The organism is Phytohabitans kaempferiae (genome assembly GCF_042433955.1).
Taxonomy (GTDB): domain Bacteria; phylum Actinomycetota; class Actinomycetes; order Mycobacteriales; family Micromonosporaceae; genus Phytohabitans; species Phytohabitans kaempferiae.
The window spans coordinates 273,094-294,576 of sequence record NZ_JBHLUH010000009.1; the positions used below are offsets into that span (position 1 = coordinate 273,094).

At 74.0% G+C, this 21,483-nt stretch carries 12 protein-coding genes; 6 read left to right on the plus strand and 6 right to left on the minus strand.

Going from position 1 to position 21,483, the window contains the following annotated elements; genetic code table 11:
- Positions 1-8: 8 nt before the first annotated feature.
- The 4 genes from ACFFIA_RS07950 to ACFFIA_RS07965 are packed head-to-tail and all read right to left on the minus strand — an operon-like array spanning position 9 to position 8,726.
- Positions 9-1,181 carry an alpha/beta fold hydrolase gene (locus ACFFIA_RS07950; RefSeq protein ID WP_377247782.1) on the minus strand — a complete coding sequence of 391 codons (1,173 nt, stop codon included), beginning with the start codon at positions 1,179-1,181 and terminating at the stop codon, positions 9-11.
- Between the two features lie 36 nt (positions 1,182-1,217).
- Complete coding sequence (locus tag ACFFIA_RS07955) at positions 1,218-1,457, minus strand: acyl carrier protein (RefSeq protein WP_377247785.1); 240 nt, start codon at positions 1,455-1,457, stop codon at positions 1,218-1,220.
- 10 nt (positions 1,458-1,467) lie between these two features.
- Complete coding sequence (locus tag ACFFIA_RS07960) at positions 1,468-6,804, minus strand: non-ribosomal peptide synthetase (RefSeq protein WP_377247788.1); 5,337 nt, start codon at positions 6,802-6,804, stop codon at positions 1,468-1,470.
- Positions 6,804-8,726: a non-ribosomal peptide synthetase gene (locus tag ACFFIA_RS07965; RefSeq protein ID WP_377247791.1), complete on the minus strand. Its 1,923-nt coding sequence runs from the start codon at positions 8,724-8,726 to the stop codon at positions 6,804-6,806. The genes ACFFIA_RS07960 and ACFFIA_RS07965 overlap by 1 nt, the downstream gene beginning before the upstream one ends.
- Positions 8,727-8,900: 174 nt before the next feature.
- On the opposite strand from ACFFIA_RS07965, the gene ACFFIA_RS07970 reads away from it, so the two are divergent.
- The 5 genes from ACFFIA_RS07970 (at position 8,901) to ACFFIA_RS07990 (ending at position 13,788) form a co-directional block, all read left to right on the plus strand.
- Positions 8,901-10,460, plus strand: coding sequence for an amino acid adenylation domain-containing protein (locus ACFFIA_RS07970; protein ID WP_377247794.1), 1,560 nt, complete (start codon positions 8,901-8,903; stop codon positions 10,458-10,460).
- An 18-nt stretch (positions 10,461-10,478) separates the two neighbouring features.
- The gene (locus ACFFIA_RS07975) at positions 10,479-10,757 is read left to right on the plus strand and encodes an acyl carrier protein (protein ID WP_377247797.1); all 279 of its coding nucleotides are present in this window, start codon (positions 10,479-10,481) and stop codon (positions 10,755-10,757) included.
- A 1-nt stretch (position 10,758) separates the two neighbouring features.
- On the plus strand, positions 10,759-11,706 hold the full coding sequence (locus ACFFIA_RS07980; protein ID WP_377247800.1) for a chlorinating enzyme: 948 nt from the start codon (positions 10,759-10,761) through the stop codon (positions 11,704-11,706).
- Positions 11,707-11,794: 88 nt separating this feature from the next.
- Entirely contained in the window at positions 11,795-13,024 is a 1,230-nt protein-coding gene (locus tag ACFFIA_RS07985) for an alpha/beta fold hydrolase (RefSeq protein WP_377247803.1), read from the plus strand.
- A 2-nt stretch (positions 13,025-13,026) separates the two neighbouring features.
- A complete protein-coding gene (locus ACFFIA_RS07990; protein WP_377247806.1) occupies positions 13,027-13,788 on the plus strand; it encodes a thioesterase II family protein in 762 nt (253 codons plus the stop codon).
- Positions 13,789-13,964: 176 nt separating this feature from the next.
- Here the strand turns inward: ACFFIA_RS07990 and ACFFIA_RS07995 are convergent, their stop codons facing one another.
- Positions 13,965-15,011 carry a MupA/Atu3671 family FMN-dependent luciferase-like monooxygenase gene (locus ACFFIA_RS07995; protein WP_377247809.1) on the minus strand — a complete coding sequence of 349 codons (1,047 nt, stop codon included), beginning with the start codon at positions 15,009-15,011 and terminating at the stop codon, positions 13,965-13,967.
- Between the two features lie 69 nt (positions 15,012-15,080).
- Positions 15,081-19,766, minus strand: coding sequence for a non-ribosomal peptide synthetase (locus ACFFIA_RS08000; protein WP_377247812.1), 4,686 nt, complete (start codon positions 19,764-19,766; stop codon positions 15,081-15,083).
- Between the two features lie 319 nt (positions 19,767-20,085).
- Between ACFFIA_RS08000 and ACFFIA_RS08005 the strand changes: the two genes are divergently transcribed.
- The gene (locus ACFFIA_RS08005; protein WP_377247815.1) at positions 20,086-21,447 is read left to right on the plus strand and encodes an MFS transporter; all 1,362 of its coding nucleotides are present in this window, start codon (positions 20,086-20,088) and stop codon (positions 21,445-21,447) included.
- Positions 21,448-21,483 lie beyond the last annotated feature (36 nt).

Consider the following 21,483-nt stretch of genomic DNA (forward strand, 5'->3'; position numbering starts at 1 on the left):
GAACGACGTCAGGACACGAGGAACGACGTGAGCCAGGAGACCTGCGCCGGCGTCGCCCGGAACGCGTCCAGGTGGTGGCCGTGCTCCGCCTCGACCAGCCGCGCGCCCGGCACCGTCGCGGCCAGCCACCGTGAGCCGGCCGGATGCGCGGTGCTGTCGTCCGCGCTGGTGACGACGAGGCACGGCTGCGACACGCGGGCCACGGTCGGCCGGGAGTCCCAGTGCATCGTCGCGCCGGTGAGCTTGGCGTACCGGTAGAACAGCTCGGCCGTCGCGTACGGGCGGACCACCAGCGGGCCCAGCCCTTCCGGTACCCCGGTCATCTGGCCGGCGGTGAGCTTGTCGCGGAGCCAGGCCGCGGTGTCCCGGGACTCGCCGCCCAGGTCTAGCATCGCGCGCAGGTTGACCTGGTGGTCGGTCTTCTCCGCCTCGGCGCCCAGCTCCAGGTCGGCGTGCCAGAGGCTGAGCGAGCCGACCCGGTCCGGCGCCCGCGCGGCCGCCTCCAGCGCCACGGCCACGCCGGCGCAGAGCCCCATCAGGTGCACCGGTCCGGTGGCGAGCGCGTCGACGGTCGCCAGCAGGTCGCCGACCTGGTCGCCGACGCCGTAGCCGCGCCGGTCGAAGTCGGCCGGGTCGGCGATCCGCCCGCTGGTGCCGCGCGCCTCGACGATCACGCAGCGGTACGACGAGCGGAGCGCGGCCAGCCACGGCAGCGAGAGCCGGTAGCCCATGCCGCACGGCGCCGAGAGCAGTACGCAGGGGGCGTCCGCCGGTCCCGCCTCCACCGCCGTGACCGTGGTTCCGTCCGGCCGGCGTACGGCGTGCCACCGGTGGCCGGCCTCCTCCCGCTCGTACCGGCGCCGCGCCTCGGCGGCCGCGTCCGCGGGGTCCAGGCCGGCCAGCCCGGGCGCGCGCTGGGCCCGCTGGATCTCCGCCCCCAGCGCGACGACGGCGTGGTCCCGCTCCCGGCCCCGGCTCGGCGCGTCGAAGGTGAGCGGCACGTCCAGCGCGCGGCACACGGCGGCGACGACCTCCGGCGCGGTGTCGCACACCTCCGAACCGAGCGCGAACGGGCCGACCTGCGCGGTCAGCCCTTCCAGTTGCCGCACGGCGTCGACCAGGTCGGCCAGGGCGGTGTCCCGGTCCGCCGTACCGGCCGGCCGCCGAGTACGCAGGTCCATGCCTTCTCCTTCCGCGGAGCCTCACCAGAGCGGCGCCTACGCGGCGGCCGTCGCGACCCGGGCCAGGTTGCGTACGGTGACCGTCCCGTCGAGGTCGCGCGGGTTGATGTCGAGGTGAAGGGTGCGGCTCGTCTCGGCCACGATCCTGACGATCGACAGCGACGTGCCGCCGTGCTCGGTCAGCTCGTCGTCGGCGGTGATGCCGGGCTCGGCCAGGATCCGGCGCGCGATGGCCAGGATCCGGTCGACCCGCTCCTCGGCGGGCGGGCTGCTCACGCCAGGCTCCTCAGGCCGCCGGCTCGCCGGCCGGGCGGGGCAGGGCGGCCAGGTCGTAGTCGCCGCCGGGCGTGAGCGGGATCCGGTCCACTGTCACCACGTCGCGCGGGATCAGGTACTCCGGCAGGTGGGTCACCATGCGCTGGCGCAACCGGCCGAGGTCGACCGGCCCGCCCCGGCTGGTCACGTACGCGGCCAGCACCGGCGCGCCGGCGGCGTCCCCGGCGACCGTCACCACCGCGTCCGACACGTCGGGCAGATCGCGCAGCACCGCGACCGTCTCCAGCGGGTCGCCCGGTGGCGTGCCGGGGCCGCCCGCGCCGACCGGCCCGGCGAACTCGAGTACGCGGTCGTGCCGGCGGCGGACGAGCACACCGGTGCCGGCGGCGCCGGCGAACAGCTCCGCGACCTCGCCGACCGCGGCCGGCTGCCCGGCCTGGTTGCGCAGGGCCACCGGGACGCCGGCCAGCTCCCGGCCGACCGGTATCCGCAGCGGCGCCGTCGACGGCGACCAGGCGGCCGGCACCTCGTAGGCGGCCAGCGGCGCGTCCCCGCCCGGCGTGCGGTGGACGGCGACCACGCGGCAGCCCCGCGCCAGCCGGCGCACCAGCGCCACGTCGTGCGCGGTCAGGTCGCCCCGGTTGTCGAGGAACGCGTGCCGCAGGCTCGGCAGTGCGACGCCGGCCTCGTGCGGCGCCAGCGACCGCAGGGGCGGCGCGGCGAGGTACACCGCGGTCGCGTCCGTCTCCCGCAGCCAGCTCACCAGCGCCCCGGGGTCGCCAGCCGTCGCCGCGCCGGCCACGAGCACGGCGGCGCCCGCGGCCCGCGCGGCCGAGTGCGCGCAGGCGGCCAGGCCGGCGTCGCCGGTCACGACGGCGACCCGGTCGGCGGCGGTCAGGCCGAAGCTCCCGGCCGGCGCGGCGGCCGGCTCCTCGTCCTCGGTCGGGGCCTCCAGCTCGTACTCCAGGACGCCCCGGGACGGGTCGTCGGCCGCCGCCGCGAGCACCGCCGCCAGCTGGTCGAGGAGGGCGCGCATCGCCGGCTCGGCGTAGCGCTCGGCGTGGTACATGAGGTCGAGCCGGTAGTCGTCGCCGTGGTGGTGCACGTCCAGGTTGAGGTCGAACTTGCTCGGCTGCGGCGGGAGGTCCGGCGTCTCCACCGCGATCCCGGGCAGCCGCCACTCGTCGTCGGCGTCCTCGATCATGTTGAGCAGCACCTGGAACAGCGGCGTCCGGGACGGGTCGCGCACCGCGCGCAGCTCGCCGACCAGCACCTCGAACGGGGTCTCGCCGTAGTTGACGTACCCCTCGACCGCGGTCCGCCGGACCCGGTCGAGCACCTCGCTGAACGCGGGGGCGCCGGCCAGCTCGACGCGGAGCGGCACGGTGTTGACGAAGAGCCCGACCAGCGCGTCGGTGCCGGCGGCCGCGCGCGTGTGCACCGGTACGCCGATGACCAGGTCGTCCTGGCCGGACCAGCGGTGCAGCACGGTCGCCAGCGCGGCGAGCATCGCCATGAACGGGGTCACCCCGTGCACGCGGCACAGCTTCTGGAGCGCGGCCACCTCGTCGGCGCCGAGCGTCGCCCGTACCTTGCCGCCGACCGCGCCCTGCGAGGGCAGCCGCCGGCGGGCGGTCGGCAGCGCCACCGCGGGCGGCGCCCCGGCGAGCCGGTCGCGCCAGTAGCCGAGCGGCGCGGCCAGGCGCTCGCCGGTCAGCGTCTCGCGCTGCCAGACCGCGTAGTCCAGGTACTGCACCGGCAGCGGCGGCAGCCCAGCCCGCTCGGCGTCGCCACCGGCCCGGTAGAGGGCGGAGAGCTCGCGCAGGATCAGGCCGACCGACCGGCCGTCCGAGACGATGTGGTGCACGGTCATGCTCAGCAGGTGCTCGGTGTCGCTCAGCCGCACCAGCAGGCAGTGGAACAGCGGGCCGGTCCGCAGGTCGAACACGGTGGCCGCCTGCTCGTCGGCGAGGCGCCCGGCCTCGGTCGCCGCGCCGGCGCCGAGCCCGGACAGGTCGACCACGGTGATCCGCCAGGACGGGTCGGGGTCGGTCACGCGCTGCACCGGCAGCCCGCCCACGAGGGGGAACGTGGTCCGCAGGCTCTCGTGCCGGGCGACGATCTCCCGGATTCCGCGCTCCAGCACCGGTACGTCGAGCGGGCCGCGCAGCCACTGCCGGCCGTGCACGTTGTAGGCGGCGCCGGCCTTGAACTGGCACTCCAGCCAGGTGCGCTGCTGCTCGAAGGAGAGGACCGGCTTCGCGCCCGGCGCCCGTGGCGGTACGGCGTGCCCGGCGAGCGGGGTCTCCGGCGTGGGCAGCGCGGCGGCGAGGTCGGCCAGCCGCGAGTTCTCGAAGACCATCCGCAGGGGCAGGCTCCGGCCGGCCCGCTCGCGCAGCCGGTTGAGCACCTCGCCGGCCTTGAGCGAGTCGCCGCCCAGGTCGAAGAAGTCGTCGTCGCGGCCGATCGTGTCGAGGTCGAGGACCTGCCGCCAGACCTCGGCGACCAACTCCTCGTCGCCGCCGCGCGGGGGCTCGCCGCCGACCGCGACCGGAGCGTCCGGTGCCGGCAGCGCCAGCCGGTTCACCTTGCCGTTGGGGGTCTGCGGCAGCGCGTCGAGCAGGAGCAGGCTGCTCGGGATCATCACGACCGGCAGCGTGCGCCGCAGGTACGCCCGGACGTCGTCGAGGTCGAGCGCGCCGGGCTGGCTGGCCGTCACGTACCCGACGAGCCGGCCGTCCTGGAGCGAGACCACCGCCTCGCCGACCCGCGGATGCCGCCCCAGGATGGTCTCGATCTCCCCCAGCTCGATCCGCTGCCCCCGCACCTTTACCTGGAAGTCGCGGCGGCCCAGGTAGAGCAGCGCCCCGTCGGACCGGTAGCGGGCGATGTCGCCGGTGCGGTACATGCGCTCGCCGGGCGTCTCGGCGTACGGGTCGGCCACGTACCGGGACGCGGTGAGCGCGGCCTGGTTGACGTAGCCCCGGCTGAGCCCGCGACCGGCCAGGTACAGCTCGCCGACCGCGCCGACCGGGACCGGCCGCAGCGCCCCGTCGAGCAGGTAGCCGCGCCCGTGCGGCAGCAGCGCCCCGATCGGCGGCGGCTGCTCGCGCGGCAGCAGCACGGCGTGGGTCGAGTACGTGGTGTCCTCGGTCGGGCCGTACAGGTTGTAGACCGCCTCGACGTGTCCGGTGGCGTACAGGTCGTCGACCAGCGTGCCGGTGACCGCCTCGCCGCCGAGGCCGACGATCCGCGTGCTCCGTGGCAGCGCACCGGCCGCGACGAGCGCGCGGGCCGCCGACGGTACGGCGCTGACCAGCGTCACGTCCGGCGGGTCGGCGAGCAGCGAGAGCGCGTTGTCCACGACCACGACGGTGCCGCCCGCGCAGAGCGTCGCGAAGAACTCGAAGACCGACACGTCGAAGGAGATCGACGTGGACGCCAGCACGCGGGACATCTGCTCGGGCGAGAACGTGCAACCGGCCCACCGCACCATCGGCACCGCGTTGCGGTGCGTGAGCAGTACGCCCTTGGGGCGGCCGGTGGAGCCGGAGGTGTAGAGCACGTACGCCAGCCGGCCCGGCGGCACCGGCCCGATGTCCACAGGGGACACCGGCTCCCGGTCGAGCGCGGCCAGCTCGGCGTCGGTCACGACCAGCCGGGCCGAGCTGTCGCCGAGCATGTAGTCGGTGCGGTCGGCCGGATACGCGGGGTCCAGCGGCAGGTACGCGGCGCCGGCCTTCATGATGCCGAGCATGGCCACGGCCAGGTCCACCGAGCGGCCGAGCCGGATGCCGACCACGTCACCGGCCTCGACGGCGCGACCGCGCAGGTGGTGCGCGAGCTGGTTGGCGCGCTCGTCCAACTGCCGGTACGTGAGGACGCGGCGCGGGTCCTCGATGGCGATCGCGTCCGGGATCCGGGCCACCGTCGCCGCGAAGAGGTCGACAAGGCTCACGTCCGGGTCGTCGGTCACCGGGCCGAGCTGCCAGCGGGCGAGCAGCGCGCGCTCCCGGTCGGTGATCAGGTCGAGCCGGTCGACGGGCGTGTCCGGGTCGGCCAGCCCGCGGGACAGCAGCACTGGCAGCCGCTCGGCCATCCAGGTCGCCGTGGCCGGCTCGAACGTCTCCGCGCTGTAGTCCCACGTGCCCCAGAGCCCGCCCTCGTGCCGCCACAGGTGCAGGTCGACGTCGTAGCGGATGCCGGGGCGGGCGACGACGACCTGCTCCAGGGGCGCCCCGGCCAGCGTCGGCGTACCCCAGTCGCCCTGGAACGCGATGCTCGCCCGCACGAGCGAGCCGTCGACGTGGCGCCCCGGCGCGAGGGCGCCGACCAGGTCTTCGAACGGCACACCGCGATGGGCGAGCGCGGCCAGCGAGGTGGCCCGGGCCCGGCGGACCAGGTCGCGGAAGGAGGGGCGCCCGCTCACGTCGGCGCGGAGCACGAGCATGTCGGAGATGAGGCCGACCGCGCTGTGCCGGCCCGGCCGCGACCGGCCCGCCTCGGGCGAACCGACCGCGAAGTCGGTCTGTCCACTGTGCTGGGCGAGGAGAAGCTGGAACGCGGCGAGGACGACGGTGAAGAGGGTCGTCCCCTCGCTCCGGGCCAGCCGTTCGGCCGCCGCGACCAGCTCGGGCGGCATCGCCAGCGGCACCGAGCCGGCCGCGAAGGTCGGCAGCACCGGCCGCGCCCGGTCGGTCGGCAGGTCCAGCTCGGGCAGGTCGGCGAGGTGCGTGAGCCAGTAGTCGAGCGCCCGCGGGTCGGCGGTCGCGGGCACCGGATCGACGGCCACACCGTCCAGCTCGCCCCGGTACGCGGGATCCAGCTCGGCCAGCAGGACCCGCATCGAGCCGCCGTCGCAGACCAGGTGGTGGGCGACGAAGACGAGGACGCGCTCGTCGTCCGCGAGCCGGATGCCGTGTACACGCACCAGCGGCCCGGCCGCGTGGTCGAACGGCTGGGCCGCGGCCCGCGCGGCGTGGTCGAGCGCCGCCGCCGTGCGCTCCGCGGGAGGCAGGTGCCGCAGGTCCGTCCACTGTGTCCGGAGGGTGAGGTCGTCCCGGACGACCCGGACCGGTCCGGCGTCCCCCTCGACGAACGTGCCGCGCAGCGCCGGATGCCGGCGGAGCAGCCGGGCCAGCGCGGCGTCCAGCCGGTCCTCGTCGAGGTGGCCGGTGTGCCGGGCGGCGAAGCGCAGGTTGAAGACGGCGGTGCCGGGGCGCAGCCGCTCGAACACCATGACCCCGCGCTGCGCCTTCGTCATCGGGGCGGGGCCCGGCGCGGTCGGCGCGCTCTCGCTCCCGGCCCGCCACCGCTGGACGAGGTTGCGTCCCACGACAAGATCCATCACACGACTCCCGCGCCGCTCTGCGCCATGACCATGCGATCCCGTACGTATGCCGGCTCGTGCCCCTGGTCGCGCCACTCTCGCAGGAGGGCGTCCGCCGCCTCCTCGGGCGTCGAGACGGCGAGGATGGTCTCCAGCGGCACCGTGAGGCCGAGCGCGTGTTCGAGCACGGCCGCCGCCTCCGCCGCGCGCACCGAGTCGACCCCGAGATCGGCCAGGTCGTCGGTGGGGCGGCAGTCGCCGACCTCGCAGATCGCGGCGAGAATCCCGCAGACCAGCGTGGCCAGCTCGGTCGCCGTGGCGGCCTGCGCACGCCCCTCGGCCAGCGCCGCGAGCGGGGCCCGGTCGCTCAGCACCGCGCCGTCGAAGGCGCCGGCCAGGAAGGCGTCGCGCGTGGCGGAGCGCCGGATCTTCCCGCTGGTCGTACGGGGCAGCGAGCGCGGCGGCACCAGCGCGACGAGGCCCAGGCGCAGCCCGGTCCGGGAGAGCACCGCCGAGCGCACCTCGGTCGCGAGCGCCTCGTCCCGCGTACCGTGTGCCTCCAGCACGAGCACGGGCAGCGGCTCGGCTCCGCTCTCGACCAGGAACGCCGCCGCGGTGCGGCCGACCCGGCCGACCGCGTCCAGCGCCGCCGCCTCCACGTCGACCGCGTGGTGGTTGACGCCCCGGTAGACGATGACGTCCTTGACCCGGCCGCTCACGTACAGCTCGCCGCCGCGCAGGTGGCCGAGGTCTCCGGTACGCAGGTAGCGCGTCCCGTCCAGCTCGCCGAAGAGGTCGCCGGTGTCGCCGGAGAGGTAGCCGGGCGTGACGTTCGGACCGGCGATCCAGATCTCGCCCTCCGCGCCTTCGTCCACTGTGGAGAGCTGTTCGGGGTCGACGATGGCGACCCGCTGGCCGCGCACCGGCGTACCGCAGCTCACCACCGCGTCCCCGTCGGCGGAGGGACCGGACCAGTGGCCGGCGCTGACGATCAGCGTCGCCTCGGCCAGGCCGTAGCAGGGCAGGAACGCCTCCGCGCGGAAGCCGGCCGGCGCGAACCGCCGCGCGAACGCGGCCAGCGTGCGGTGCCGTACCGTCTCGCCGCCGCTGAAGGCCACCTGCCACCGGGACAGGTCCAGCCCGGCCAGGTCCTCGTCGCCGCGGGCGCGGTGCAGGCACAGGTCGTACCCGAAGTTGGGGCCGCCGGTGTGCGTGGCGCCGGTCTCGCTGATCTGGCGCAGCCACGACAGCGGCGACTTGAGGAAGTGGCCGGGCTGCATGACGCGCATCGGGATGCCGGCGGTCATCGGCGTCAGCAGGCCCCCGACGAGGCCCATGTCGTGGAAGGGCGGCAGCCAGGTCAGCGCGCGGGACTCCGGGCCGAGCCGGAACTTCTCCGCGATGGACACGGTGTTGGCGGCCAGGCTCCCGTGCCGTACCAGCACGCCCCGCGGCTGCCCGGTGCTGCCGGAGGTGTACTGGATGACCGCGACGTCGTCGCCGGTGACCCGGCGCGGTCGGGCCGGCGTGGTGCCGTCCGCCTCCGCGCCCGGCACGGTCAGCGCGGTCGGCGTGGTGATCTCGGGGTACCGCTCGGGCGCCACGACGACCGGCGGGCGGGCGTCGCCGACGATGCCGGCGAGCCGGTCCCGGTCGGGCCGCGACGACGGGCCGGGCGGGAAGGCCGGGATCACCGGCCGCCCGGCGAGGAACCCGCCGAAGACGGCCACCACGTAGTCGAGCCCGGCGGGGCAGGCGAGCAGGACCGGTCCGTCCTCGGCGGTGGCGAGCCGCGCGGCGAGTGCCGAGGCGCGGCTGGCCACCTGCGCGTACGTCAAGGTGGTGACGGGGCCCTGCGGGTCGACGCACTCGTAGGCGACGACGTCCGGCGACCGGTCGGCCCGGACCAGTAGCGTATCGGGCAGGAATTCAGGCTCCATGCCGCTCAGACTCCAGGCTGCGGTCCGCCAACATGGCAGCCACGCTATCGAGCCCCGTGGTCGCCGGTGCGTCACGTGAATCGAGGACAGTCGGCCGGTCGCTCTTTCATGTGACTCCAGCGCCGATCTCGCCGTACCTAGCGTGAGGTGCACAGCCGGCGAAAGGAATCCGTGGTGCTCCCGGGTAGCTGCCTGCACACGATCTTCCGGGTACGGGCTCGCGAGAACCCGGAGCGCATCGCCCTGTCTACAGTGGACGAGCGGATCTCCTACGGCGAGCTGGACGCGCGCAGCGACCGGCTCGCCAGCCACCTGGTCGACCTCGGCGTCGGGCCGGACGTCATGGTGGCGCTCTGCGCGCGGCGCGGCCCCGAGGCCATCGTCGGCATGCTCGGCATCCTCAAGGCCGGTGGCGCCTACGTGCCGATCGACCCCAGCTACCCCGCCGAGCGCGTCGACTACCTGCTGGCCGACTGCGCCGCGCCGATCGTCGTGGCCGGGCCGGGGACGGCCGAGGTGCTCGCCGGGCGCCACGCGGCGGTCGTGACGATCGACGGGGACGGGATCTTCGCCGACCCGGGCCACACGCGGATCGCGCCGGCCGAGGCGACCGGCGCCAACCTCGCGTACGTCATCTACACCTCCGGCTCGACCGGAAAGCCCAAGGGCGTCACCGTCGAACACCGCAACCTGGTACGGCTCTTCGAGCAGACCGACCCGTGGTTCCACTTCGACGAGCGGGACACCTGGGCGCTGTTCCACTCCCTCAGCTTCGACTTCTCGGTGTGGGAGGTCTGGGGCGCACTGCTGTACGGCGGCCGGCTGGTCCTGCTCCCCGAGAACACCGCCCGCTCGCCGGCGCGGCTGGCCGCGCTCCTGCGCGCCGAGCAGGTGACCGTGCTCAACCAGACCCCGTCGGCGTTCCACCAACTGCTGACGGTGCTCGCCACAGCGGGAAACGGCGACGGCGCGCTCCTCGGCCCGGCCCTGCGCCTGGTCGTCTTCGGCGGCGAACGGCTCGAGCCCCGGATGCTGGCGCCGTGGATCGAGCGGCACGGCGACCGCCATCCCGCCCTGGTCAACATGTACGGCATCACCGAGACCACCGTGCACTGCACCTACCGGCCGATCACCGCGGCGGACCTGGGGGCGAGCGGGACGAGCCCGATCGGCGTGCCCATCCCCGACCTTCGCGTGTACCTGATGGACGGCGACGGCCAGCCGGTGCCGGACGGCGTGCCGGGGGAAATGTACATCGCCGGCGGTGGGGTGGCGCGGGGCTACCTGAACCGGCCGGAGCTGACCGCGGACCGGTTCGTCACCGCGCTGACCGAGCGGGGCGAGGAACGCCTCTACCGCTCCGGGGACCGCGCGGTGCGGCCGCCCGGCGGCGAGCTGACGTACCTCGGGCGGGTCGACGACCAGTTGAAGATCCGGGGGTTCCGGATCGAGCCGGGCGAGATCGAGCAGTGCCTGGCCGGCCTGCCGGAGGTCGCGCGTGCGGTCGTCGTACCGCGGGAGTTCGGTGACGGCGACGTGCGCCTGGTCGCGTACCTGCTGCCGGCGCGCGGATCCGGCACCGGCGAGCAGGCCGAGGCGCGACTCGCGACCGCCGCGGAGCGGCACGCGCTGGCGCGGTTGCCAAGGCACCTCCGGCCGTCCGTCTACAGGGTCGTCTCGGAGATTCCGATGACGCTGCAAGGAAAGGTGGATCGCGATGCGTTGGGAAAGTAACCCCTGGAGGCGACGGCCATGACCGCGCTGCCGAACACCGGCGTCCCGGTGGCGGACGTCCGGCAAACGATCACGGACATCATGCGCACCGAACTGGAGCGCGACGTCGATCCCTCCATCGACATCTTCGACCAGGGCGCCACCTCGCTGGCGTTCATCCGGATCGTGGCCCAGGTCAACGACAAGTACGGCATCAACGTGGATGTGGCCGAACTGGAGGAGGCGAGCATCGACACGCTGTCGGGGCTCGTGGCGCAGCAGGTGCAGAGTCAGGAACCGGTGACGGCGAGGGATTGAGATGACGAACACGATTCAGCAGAGCTTCACCCCCAGCCCGGAAGAGGTCGCCCAGTTCCACGAGCGCGGCTACCTCGGCCCGTTCAAGGTGTACGAGGAAGAGGAGATGAAGCGCCTCTGGCGGCGCGAGCGGCTGCGGCTGATGGACCGGACCGGCGCCGTCTACGACGAGGGCGACGCGCAGGCCGGCAACACGAACATCGCCAACTACGACCGCCACCTCGACTCGACCTTCCTCGCCGACCACATCTGCAAGCCGGAGATCGTCGACCGGGTCACCGCCGTGCTGGGCCCGAACGTGCTCTGCTGGCGCAGCGAGTTCTTCCCCAAGTACCCCGGCGACGAGGGCACCGACTGGCACCAGGCCGACACGTTCGCGTTCGCCTCGGGCAAGCCGCAGATCCTCTGGCCGGAGTCGGAGAAGGAGTTCGGCGGCACGATCACCGTGTGGACCGCGTTCACCGAGGCCAGCGAGGACACCGCGTGCCTCCAGTTCATCCCCGGCACGCACCGCACGATGTTCTACGACGAGACCAAGAACATGCACTACCAGCCCGACAAGATCAACGCTCAGGACAAGGACGGCGTCAACCGCGGCTTCTACGGGTACGACTACCGGCAGCTCCAGAAGGACCCGAACTGGCGGCCGCCGGAGGAGCGGGCGGTCTCGATGATCATGCGGCCGGGCGAGGCGATCCTGTTCTGGTCGACGATGATGCACGCGTCCAAGCCGCACACCTCTCCGGAGAAGGGCATGCGCCTCGGCTTCGCCGGCCGGTACGTGCCGACCTCGGTCGCCATCTACCCCGACACGGACGACGTGGACGAGTACGGCGGCAAGGTCAGCCTGAAGGACTACGGCGCGGTGCTGGTGTCCGGTGTGGACACCTACACGCACAACCGGAAGGTGACCGCCACCACGCGGGGCCACGTGTTCCCCGTCCGTTGAACGCGACGCGGTTTGGCCGGACTGGTCGGGATGGGGCGACCAGGCCGGCCACCGGTCTTTCGGTGCCGAGCGGAGAGGGCCCCGCCACATGCTGGACTCGCGTACGAGGGCGGCGGTCGCCCGGCTCGTGACCGCCGTCCTCTCGGTGAAACCGCTCCTCGACGGCATCGCCGCGCCGGTACGGGTCATGCCGGTCGCGGGCGACCCCGCCGCGCCCGCCGCGCGCGGCCCCGCCCTGGACGAGGTGCTGCGGCGGGTCACGCGGGCGGCCGGGGTCGAAGGGCTCGCGCTCTCGCCCGGCCTCGCCGCCGGCGACCTCCAGGTCTTCGAGCGCGTGATCAGCGACCGCCTGGCCCTCGCCGAGCTGCCGGACTCGCTGGCCGCGCTCCCGGACGAGCTGCTGGACGAGGTCGAGGAGGTCGCCGCCGCGGCCGTGGCGGACGGCTTCGACGCGTACTTCCACAAGGAGACGATCCGCTCGCCCGACGGCGTTCCGCTGACCGTGTACGGCGCCGGGCAGGGCGAGACGGTCGTCCTCATCCCCGCCTGCGGCATGCCCGCCGCGCTCACCGAGTCCTGGATGCGCTACCTCGCCCGGGACCGCCGCGTCCTGGCGTGGGAGACCCGAGGGCTCTTCGACGCGGCCGACCACCACGGCGACTTCGCGGTCGACCTCGCGACGCAGGCCGCCGACCTGTTCACCGTCCTGGACCACCACGGCGTGGCCAGCGCGCACGTGATCGGCCTCTGCGGCGGCGCGGTGATGGCGCTCGCGGCCGCGGCCGCCCAGCCCGGCCGGATCTCCTCGCTGAGCCTGTGGCACGGCGCGTACGAGTTCGCCAGCGGCTCGCCGCGCACCAGGTTCCAGAACGACCTGATCGAGCTGATGGCCCTGGCCGCGCGGAGCCGCGCCGCCGCCCGCTCGGTGCAGACCGCCTTCTGCCAGGTGGCGCTCACCAGTACGCCGGCGCAGGTGGCGCACTTCGTGCTCTACCCGTACACCGGCCCGGAGCTCTTCTACCGGTACTGCCGGCTCAACGACAGCCTCGCCCGCACCGACGTCGGGCAGTACCTCACGAAGGTGAAGCAGCCGACGCTCGTGGTCACCAGCCTGGACGACGAGACCGCGCATCCGGAGGGCTCGCGGCAGGTGGCCGGCGGCCTGCCCAACGCGCGCCTCTGGATGATGCCGCACGGCGACCACGCCTCCCTGTTCCACGCCGACGACAGCCTGTTGCGGGTCGCGGTCGACTTCATCGCCGAGGCGGTGGCCGACTCGCCGGCGGCTCCGGCGCCCGAAGACTCCCGGACGGAGTGACGATGAACGGACACGCGCAGGACATCGACCGCCGCTGGTTCAAACGGTTCGGCCGCACCGACAACACCGCGCACGTACGGCTGCTCTGCTTCCACCACGCCGGCGGCAGCGCGTCCGCGTACCGCCAGTGGCGCCGGCTCATGCCGCCCTCAATCGAGCCGGTCGGCGTGCAACTGCCCGGCCGGGCCGACCGCTTCAACGAGCGGACCCACGACCGGATGGGCCCGCTCGTGGACGACCTCCTGGACGCCATCAAGCCACTGCTCGACCGGCGCTTCGCCTGCTACGGCGTCAGCATGGGCGCCCGGGTCGCCTGGGCCGTCGCCCACGCGCTGCGCGAGCGCGCGATGCCGGTGCCGGTGCGGCTGTACCTGGCCAGCAACCCCGGTCCCGCCACCGACGACGGCACCTGGCCGTGGGAGGACCGCTCGGACGGTCTGGAGGGCTACCTGCACGAGATGGGCGGTACGCCGCCCGAGGTGCTGGAGCAGCCGGAACTTCTCCAGGCCCTGCTCCCCACGCTCCGCGCCGACCTTGACGTCCTCACCACGCACAACTTCCATCCGGCCGTACCGCTGGACATGCCGATCCGCGCCTTCGCCGGCGTCGATGACCCGATCGGCAGCCCGGAGCGGATGGACTTCTGGCGGGCCGAGACCACGGCCGACTTCGCGCTGTACCGCCTGCCCGGCGGGCACTTCCACGACGCCGAGGCGGAGGCCCAGGTGGTGAAGGCGATCACCGCCGATCTCGCCTACACGTGAGTGGGCGATGCCAGGGACACAGCCCGTATAAACCGCCAGCGGGGGGCCATGTCCCCGACATCGCCCTCGGCGCGGGGCAGACCACTGTGGACACACGCGAACGCGCTGGGCGAGAAGGGGCGGGCGTCGCGGTGGGCCAAGATCAGATCGCGAGGCCGCGGACGCGGGGCGGCCGGTCAGGCGGCCAGGCGGCCGCGGAGGTCGACGATGTGGCGCAGGGAGTCGAGCACCTGGTCGTGCGGCACGCCGAAGTCGATGAGGCAGGCGATCTCGTCGACGCCGATCGCGCGCAGCTCGCGTACCGTCTCCACGCCGTCCTCCACGGTGCCGAAGAGGCCGCTGCTGGTGAAGTACCGCTCGAAGGCGTGCCGGATCAGAAACTCCTTGTCCCGGTCCGGCAGCCGGCTGAGGTCGAAGCCCGCCGGGAGCAGGCTTGAAGCGGCCTTGACGACCAGGTCGGCGGAGCTGCGCAGGTAGTCGCAGAACGGCTCGCGCACCAGCTCGCGCACCTGGTCGCGGTCGGCGCCGAGCATCGTGTGGAGCATCAGGGCGACGTGGCCCCGCGCGTTCTCGCCGTGCGTACGCGCCAACTCCTCGCGGTAGACGGCGATGTTGCGGGTCACCGCCTCGCGGTCCTGGCCGAGCAGGTGGGTCAGCAGGCCCGCGCCGAGCCGGCCAGCGGCCCGGAAGGTCTCCGGCGAGCCGGCGCTGGTGATCCAGATCGGCAGCTCGGGCTGCACCGGGGCGGGATAGACGCGTACGGACTGCTTCTCCCCCGCGCCGTCGGAGAACTCGACCTCCTCGCCTCGCCACAGCCGCCGTACGGTCTCCACCACGTCCACCATGGCGCTCTTGCGGTCGGCGTAGTTCTCCGGCCGGAGCAGGAAGTCCACCGCGTGCCAGCCGGAGGCGAACGAGACGCCGACCCGGCCGCCGGAGAGGTTGTCGACGACCGACCACTCCTCGGCGACGCGGGCCGGATGGTGCAGCGGCGCGACCACGCTGCCCGCCCGGATGCCGACCCGCTCGGTCACCGCGGCGACGGCTGCACCGGTGACGGCGGGGTTGGGGTACAGGCCGCCGAACGTGTGGAAGTGCCGCTCCGGCGTCCACACCGCCGTCAAGCCGTTGGCGTCGGCGAAGCGCGCGCTCTCCAGCAGCAGCTGATATCCGTCGCCGCCGGCCGCGCCGCTGTCCGCGAAGAAGAAGAGGCTGAAGTCCATCGCAAACTCCTGTCCGCTGCCGCTTTCCTCCGGCTCACGCCCGCGGCCGGCTCCCCCACTCGCCGCCGGCTATCCCGATCGCAGCCGGCCGAGCAGGCTGTCGAGCTGCGCCGGGTCCACGCGGGCCAGCGGGAAGTCGGACGGCGTGTAGACCGGCCCGGTGGCGAGCCGGCCCAGCTCGACCAGCGCGCGCAGCTCCTCGACGTACCGGGCGGCCAGGTCCTCCAGCGTCTGCCTGGCGTGCAGGTGCTCGCTGTACCGCCAGCGGACCGCGAGCCGGCCGCCGGCGACCGAGGCCGCGACCTCGATCAGGTACGGCCGCCGGCCGCGCGGGCTCTCGTCGGCCCCGACCGGCTCCGCCACCACGGTGAAGGCGCCGGACGCCGGCTGGTCCACCTCGCCGAGGTAGGTGAAGGCGAGGTCGGTCGCCGCCGGCGGAGGCGGATCCGGCTCCTGGCGCAGCATCTGCCAGCCGATCCCGCCGGTGGGCACCGCGCGCAGGGCCTCCTTGACCGCCTTCAGGGTCGCCTCGGCCGAACCGGGCTCGGCGGTCAGGGCCACCGGATGGGTCGCGCTGAACCAACCGACCGTCCGACTCAGGTCGACCTCGTCGGAGATCCGCGGGCGGTCGTGCCGTTCGACCGCGACCAGGTGCCGCGGCGCCCCGGTCCAGCCGCTCAGCGTACGGCTCAGCGCCGCCAGCAGCAGCTCGTCGACCGTGCAGGTGAGCGCCTCGGGCGCCGCGCGCAGCAGCTCGCCGGTCGTCTCGGCGTCCAGCGTGGCGGTCACCGTGGCGGCGCTCGCCACCGTGTTGGCCGCGGGCTCCGCCTCGGTGTCCACCGGCAGCCCGGCCGAGGGTCCGGCGACCAGCTCGGACCAGTACGCGCGCTGCGACTGCACCGGCGGCGTGGCGGCGTACGCGATCAGCCGCCGGGACCACGACTGCCACGAGGTGGTCTTGGCCGGCAGCTTGACCTGCCGGCCGGCGGCGAGCTGGGCCAGCGCGGTCGCCAGGTCCTCAAGGAGGACGCGGATCGAGACGTCGTCGGCCACCAGCCGGTGCGCGACGACGGCGAGCTGGTCCGGCCGCCGCCCGCCGAAGGTGAGGAGCGCGAACCGCACCAGCGGCCCGACCGCCAGGTCGAGGCTGGCCTGCGCCTCGGCGACCAGCTCGGCGCTCCGGCGGTCCCCGTCGGCCTCCGCCAGGTCGGCCAGGTCGTAAACGGCGAACGGCGTGACGTCGCCGCGCGGGGCGATCCGCACCTGCGACCGCTCGCCCGCGAGCAGGAACCGCTGGCGCAGGCCGTCGTGGTGGGCGAGCAGGTGCGACACGGCCGTACCGAGCAGCCGCGCGTCGCCGGGGGCGGCCAGGTCGAGCAGGACCGACCGGTTCCAGTGGTGCGGCTCCTCGATGCCCGAGAGGGCGAACCAGCGCTGCGCGGGCGCCAGCGGGACCGGCCCGGTGACGTCGCTCTGCTCGGCGTCGACGGTCGGGCCGGCGGCGGCCACGCCGGAGAGGGCGGAGACGGTCGGATGCGCGAACAGGTCGAACGGGGTCAGGCGCAGCCCCGCCTCCTGTGCGCGGGCGACCACCTGGATGGCCAGGATCGAGTCGCCGCCGATCTCGAAGAAGTTGTCGTGCGCGCCGACCCGGGCGAGCCCGACGACGGCGGCGACGATGTCGGCCAGCGTCCGCTCGACCGGCGACCGGGGCTCGACGTACTCCTCGCCCACCTCCGGGCGGTCGCCGTCCGGTGCCGGCAGGCGGCGCCGGTCCACCTTGCCGTTGGGCGTGAGCGGCAGCGCGTCCAGCTCGACGAACGCGGCCGGCACCAGGTAGGCGGGCAGCTCGCGTTCGAGGTACTGGCGCAGCTCGGCGGGAAGGGGCTCGGCGCCGTCCGGCCGGGGGCCGGGCACCACGTACGCCACCAGCCGCCGGTCTCCGGGCGCCGGCTCGTGTACCGCCACGACCGACTCGGCGACCTGCGGATGCCGGGACAGGACCGACTCGATCTCCATCGGCTCGACGCGGAAGCCGCGGATCTTGATCTGCGTGTCCACGCGGCCGATGAACTCCAGGTTGCCGTCGGCCCGCTGGCGGACCAGGTCGCCCGTGCGGTACAGCCGCTGGCCGGGCCGGGCCGGCTCGGGGTCGGCGACGAACCGCTGCGCGGTCAGGCCGGGCCGGGCCAGGTAGCCGCGGGCCAGGCTGACGCCGCCGATGTACAGCTCGCCGGTGGCGCCGACGGGCACCGGTCGCAGGCGGCGGTCCAGCACGCGCAGGTCGGCCGAGGGCAGGGGCGTGCCGATCGGCAGGTTGGGCCAGTCGGTGACCGGGTCGGCCGGGTCCAGCCGGAAGAAGGTCGAGCTGACCGTGGTCTCGGTCAGGCCGTACACGTGGGCCAGCGGCACGGGGAGCCGGCGCCGCCAGCCGGCCAGCCGCTCGGGCAGCACGCGTTCGCCGCCGATGATCACGAGGCGCAGGCAGTCCGGCAGCGTGCGGTCCAGCCGCTCCAGCTCGCGGACCCACTCGTGCCAGTACGCGGTCGGCAGCTCGATGACGGTCAGCCGCTCGCGTTCGATCAGCTCGGCGAGGTCGTCGCCACCGCCGAGCAGGGGCCGCGCCGGGAAGACCACGCAGCCGCCGGCCAGCCAGGTCGGGAACAGCTCCTCCACGAGCACGTCGAAGCTGGGCGAGGCGAACTGGAGGAACCGGTCGCCGGTGCCGAGCCCAAGCCGGTCCACCACGTCGCGGGCGAACGTCACCAGGGAGCCGTGCTCGATCATCGCGCCCTTCGGCCGGCCGGTGGAGCCGGACGTGTAGACCACGTAGGCCAGCGCGTCCAGGTCCGGCGCCTCCGCCGGGTCGTCCTCGGCCTGGCCGTCCAGTGTGGACGGATCGTCCACGAGCACCGCCTCGTACGCGGGCGCCGGCTCGACACCGGCGAGGGCGCCGGCCAGCCGCTCCCCCGTGAGCAGCACCGTGACCTCGGCGTCGGCGAGCATGAACGCCAGGCGGTCGGGCGGGTAGCCGGGGTCGAGCGGCACGTACGCGGCGCCGGTCTTGAGCACGCCCAGGATCGCCACGGTCAGCGACGGCGTACGGTCCAGCAGGATGCCGACCCGCGACTCCCGGCCGACCCCGCGGGCGCGCAGGTGGTGCGCCAGCCGGTTGGCGTCCCGGTTGAGGTCGGCGTAGCTGGTCGGCACGCCGTCCCAGACGACCGCGGGCGCGTACGGGGCGACGGCGACCCGGCGCTGGAACAGCTCGACGAAGCCGGCGCTCGCCGGTGCCACCTCGGCCGCCACCGGCGGGGCGACGGCCAGCTCCAGCTCACCGACGGGCGTGTCCGGCGCGGTGACGAGCCGCGCCAGGATGCGGCGGAACTGGTCGGCGAGCACGACCACCGTGCTCTCGTCGAACAGCTCGGTCATGTAGAGCCACCGCAGTTGCAGCTCGTCGGTGTTGGGGTTGGCGTCCAGCGTGAGCGGGGTCGCCGCGAGGCTCGACTCCACCGGCTCGGCGGTGATCCGCATGCCGGGCAGCGCGAGCGTGCGCTCCGGCGTCCGGACGTCCAGCCACATGTCCATCAGCGACGCCTGGTTGACCTCCGGCCCGAGGTCGAGCTGTTCGAGCAGGCTGTCGAAGGGCAGGTCCTGGTGGTCGTACGCGGTGACCACGGTGTCCCGGGCCTGCCGCACGATCTCGCGCAGGGTCTGGTCGTCGGCCAGCCGCATGCGCAGCGGGAGCGCGCCGACGAAGCAGCCGATGAGCTGTTCGATCTCCGACCGGTTGCGCCCGGAGACGATCTCGCCGATCACCACGTCGTCCTGGTCGAGGTAGCGGTACAGCAGCACGGCGCAGGCGGCGACCAGGACCACGCCGATCGCGGTCTTCTCCCGTTCGGTGAAGCGGCGCAGCTCGGCGGTGAGCTCCGGCGACAGGTCCGCCCGGTACGCGCCGCCGGCGAACGTGGGCTCGGCCGGATAGGGCCGGTCGCTGGGCAGCGCGAGCCCGCCGGGGATGCCGTCCAGCACGCGCCGCCAGTGCTCCAGCTCGGCCGCTTTCCGCTCCCGCTCGACGTTGCGCTGCCAGGCGGCGTAGTCGCCGTACTGGATCTTGACTGGGGGCAGCTCGCCGGGGCCGCCGCCGCGGCGCATGGCGTACAGCGCGGCGAACTCCTCGACCAGGATTCCCACCGACCCCAGGTCCGCGGCGGCGTGGTCGGTGGTGATCAGCACGACGTGGGTACTGCCGTCCAGGCGCAGCAGGGAGACCCGCAGGCGCTGCGGCTGCGCCGGGTCGAAGGGGCCGACCACCTCGGCCTCCCAGCGCCGGCGCACCTCCTCCTGCCGCTCCTCCGGCGAGAGGTGGGTCAGGTCGACCACCGGGGTCGGCACCGGGGTCGCCGGATGCACCACCTGCACGCGGGCGCCGTCCTCGGCAAGCTCCACAGTGGACCGCAGCACCTCGTGCCGCTCCACGACCTCGGTGAGGACGCTGCCGAGCAGGGCCAGGTCCAGCTCGCCCTCGACCCGGAAGGCGCCCGGGATGTTGTTCGCGGCGCGGTACTGCGCGAACGTCCACTCCCGCTGCTGCTGGATGGCGAGCGGGGCGGGCCCGGTCGCGTCCCGCGGGTCGATCCGGTCCTCCGGCGCGCGGATGCGCGACGCGGTCAGGTCCGCGAGGCGCCGCTCGAGCAGCTCCCGCTGTTTCGGCGACAGCGCCGCGATGCGCCGTTGCAGATCAGTCATGGCTCGTCACCATCCCGGCGTCCTTTCGCAGCACCCGGCGCCGCTCCGCGGGGCGGCGACGGGGCCGCCCTCCGGTAGCGGATGACTCGGGCAGCGTCTGCCACTCGTGCCACGACGCTATTGGTGATCTCCCGGCGTCTGGAGTCACGGGAAAGGGCGACGGGACGGCCCCGAACCGGCCGACCGGAGCCGGAATCCGGGGCGCGGCCGAGCGGTCCGACCAGGTGTGTCCGCCGAAATGGGGACAGGATCGGCGGCCCGCGGCCCGGAATCGTATCCCTGGATTGGGTTTTCATCGACAGCGGCCGAAGGAGGAGGCATGGCAGCAACCGTGCCGTGGCGGCGCACGTTCATGATCTTCTGGATTGGGCAGTTCGTCGCCCTGACCGGACTGGCTCTCGCCATGTTCTCCCTGGGCGTCTACGTCTACCGGCTCTCCGACTCACCGACCACGCTCGGCATCGCCTTCGCGGTGCCGATCATCCCGTTCATCGTGGCCTCCCCGATCGGTGGCGTACTGGTGGACCGGTGGGGACCGAAGCGTGCCCTCCTGGTGAGCAACGCCCTCGGCCTCGGCAACGTACTGGTCGTCGCGCTGTTCCACGCGATCGGCACGTTCGAGGCGGGGCGCGTGCTGCTCTTCCTGTGGGCGGCGGCCGCCATCAAGGCGATGCACCTGGCCGCCTTCGAGGCGGCGACGGTGTTCCTGGTACCGAAGCGGAGCCTCGCCCGCGCCAACGGCCTGCGGATGTTCCTGACCGGAGCCGGCGCGCTGGTCGGTCCGGTGGTCTCGATCCCGCTGCTCGACGCCGCCAACGTGCTGGGCGTGATCCTGATCGGCAGCCTCAGCTTCGCGCTCTCCCTCGTCACGCTGGGACTGGTGCGGATACCGGACATCCAGCGGGACCGCGTCGGCGCCTCGGCCGGCACGAGCTTCGCCGGCGAGTTCCGGGACGCGTGGCGGTACATCACCGCCCGGCCGGGCCTGGTCGCCGTGATGGCGTGCCTCATCGCGATCAGCGCCGCCACCGGCTCCGCCGAGCTGCTGACCACGCAGCTCACGCTCTCATTCACCACCGAGGAGGCACTCAGCGTCGTGCTGCTCTCCGGGGCGTTCGGCCTGGCCGTCGGCACCGTGGCGATGCTCGTATGGGGCGGTCCCAAACGGCTCAGCTCCGGCCTGTTCAGCTTCTCGATGCTGTTCGCCGGCGCGATGCTGGTGAGCGGGCTGCGCCCCAACGTGCTGCTGCTCTCGGTCGCCGCGTTCCTGTTCATGGGGAGCACGCCGATCCTCATCGGCACCGTCAAGACCCTGTGGCAGCTGAAGGTGCGGCCGGAGCTGCTCGGCCGGACGGCCGCGCTGAGCAACCTGCTGGTCGACGTCCCCTACATGCTGGCGAACATCCTGATGGGCTTCGCCGCCGGCCTGGCGTTCGTGCCGCTGGTCGGCGAGGACGAGGTGCGCGTCCCCGTCCTGGAGGCGCTGCTCGGCGCCGGGCCGGGGCGCGGGTACGCGCTCCAGATGATGGTCGTCGGCCTGGTGGTCGCCACCTGCGTGATCCTCGCCTACCGGTCGCCGCGGATGCGGAACGTGGAGGAGGAGCTGCCGGACGTCACCCCCGAGGACGTCGAGGCGGGCGTCGAGACCACTCCCGAGGTGGTCAAGCCGGCCGTACGGTAGCGACGGCGCGACGGGCGCTCCCGGCAACACGCCGGG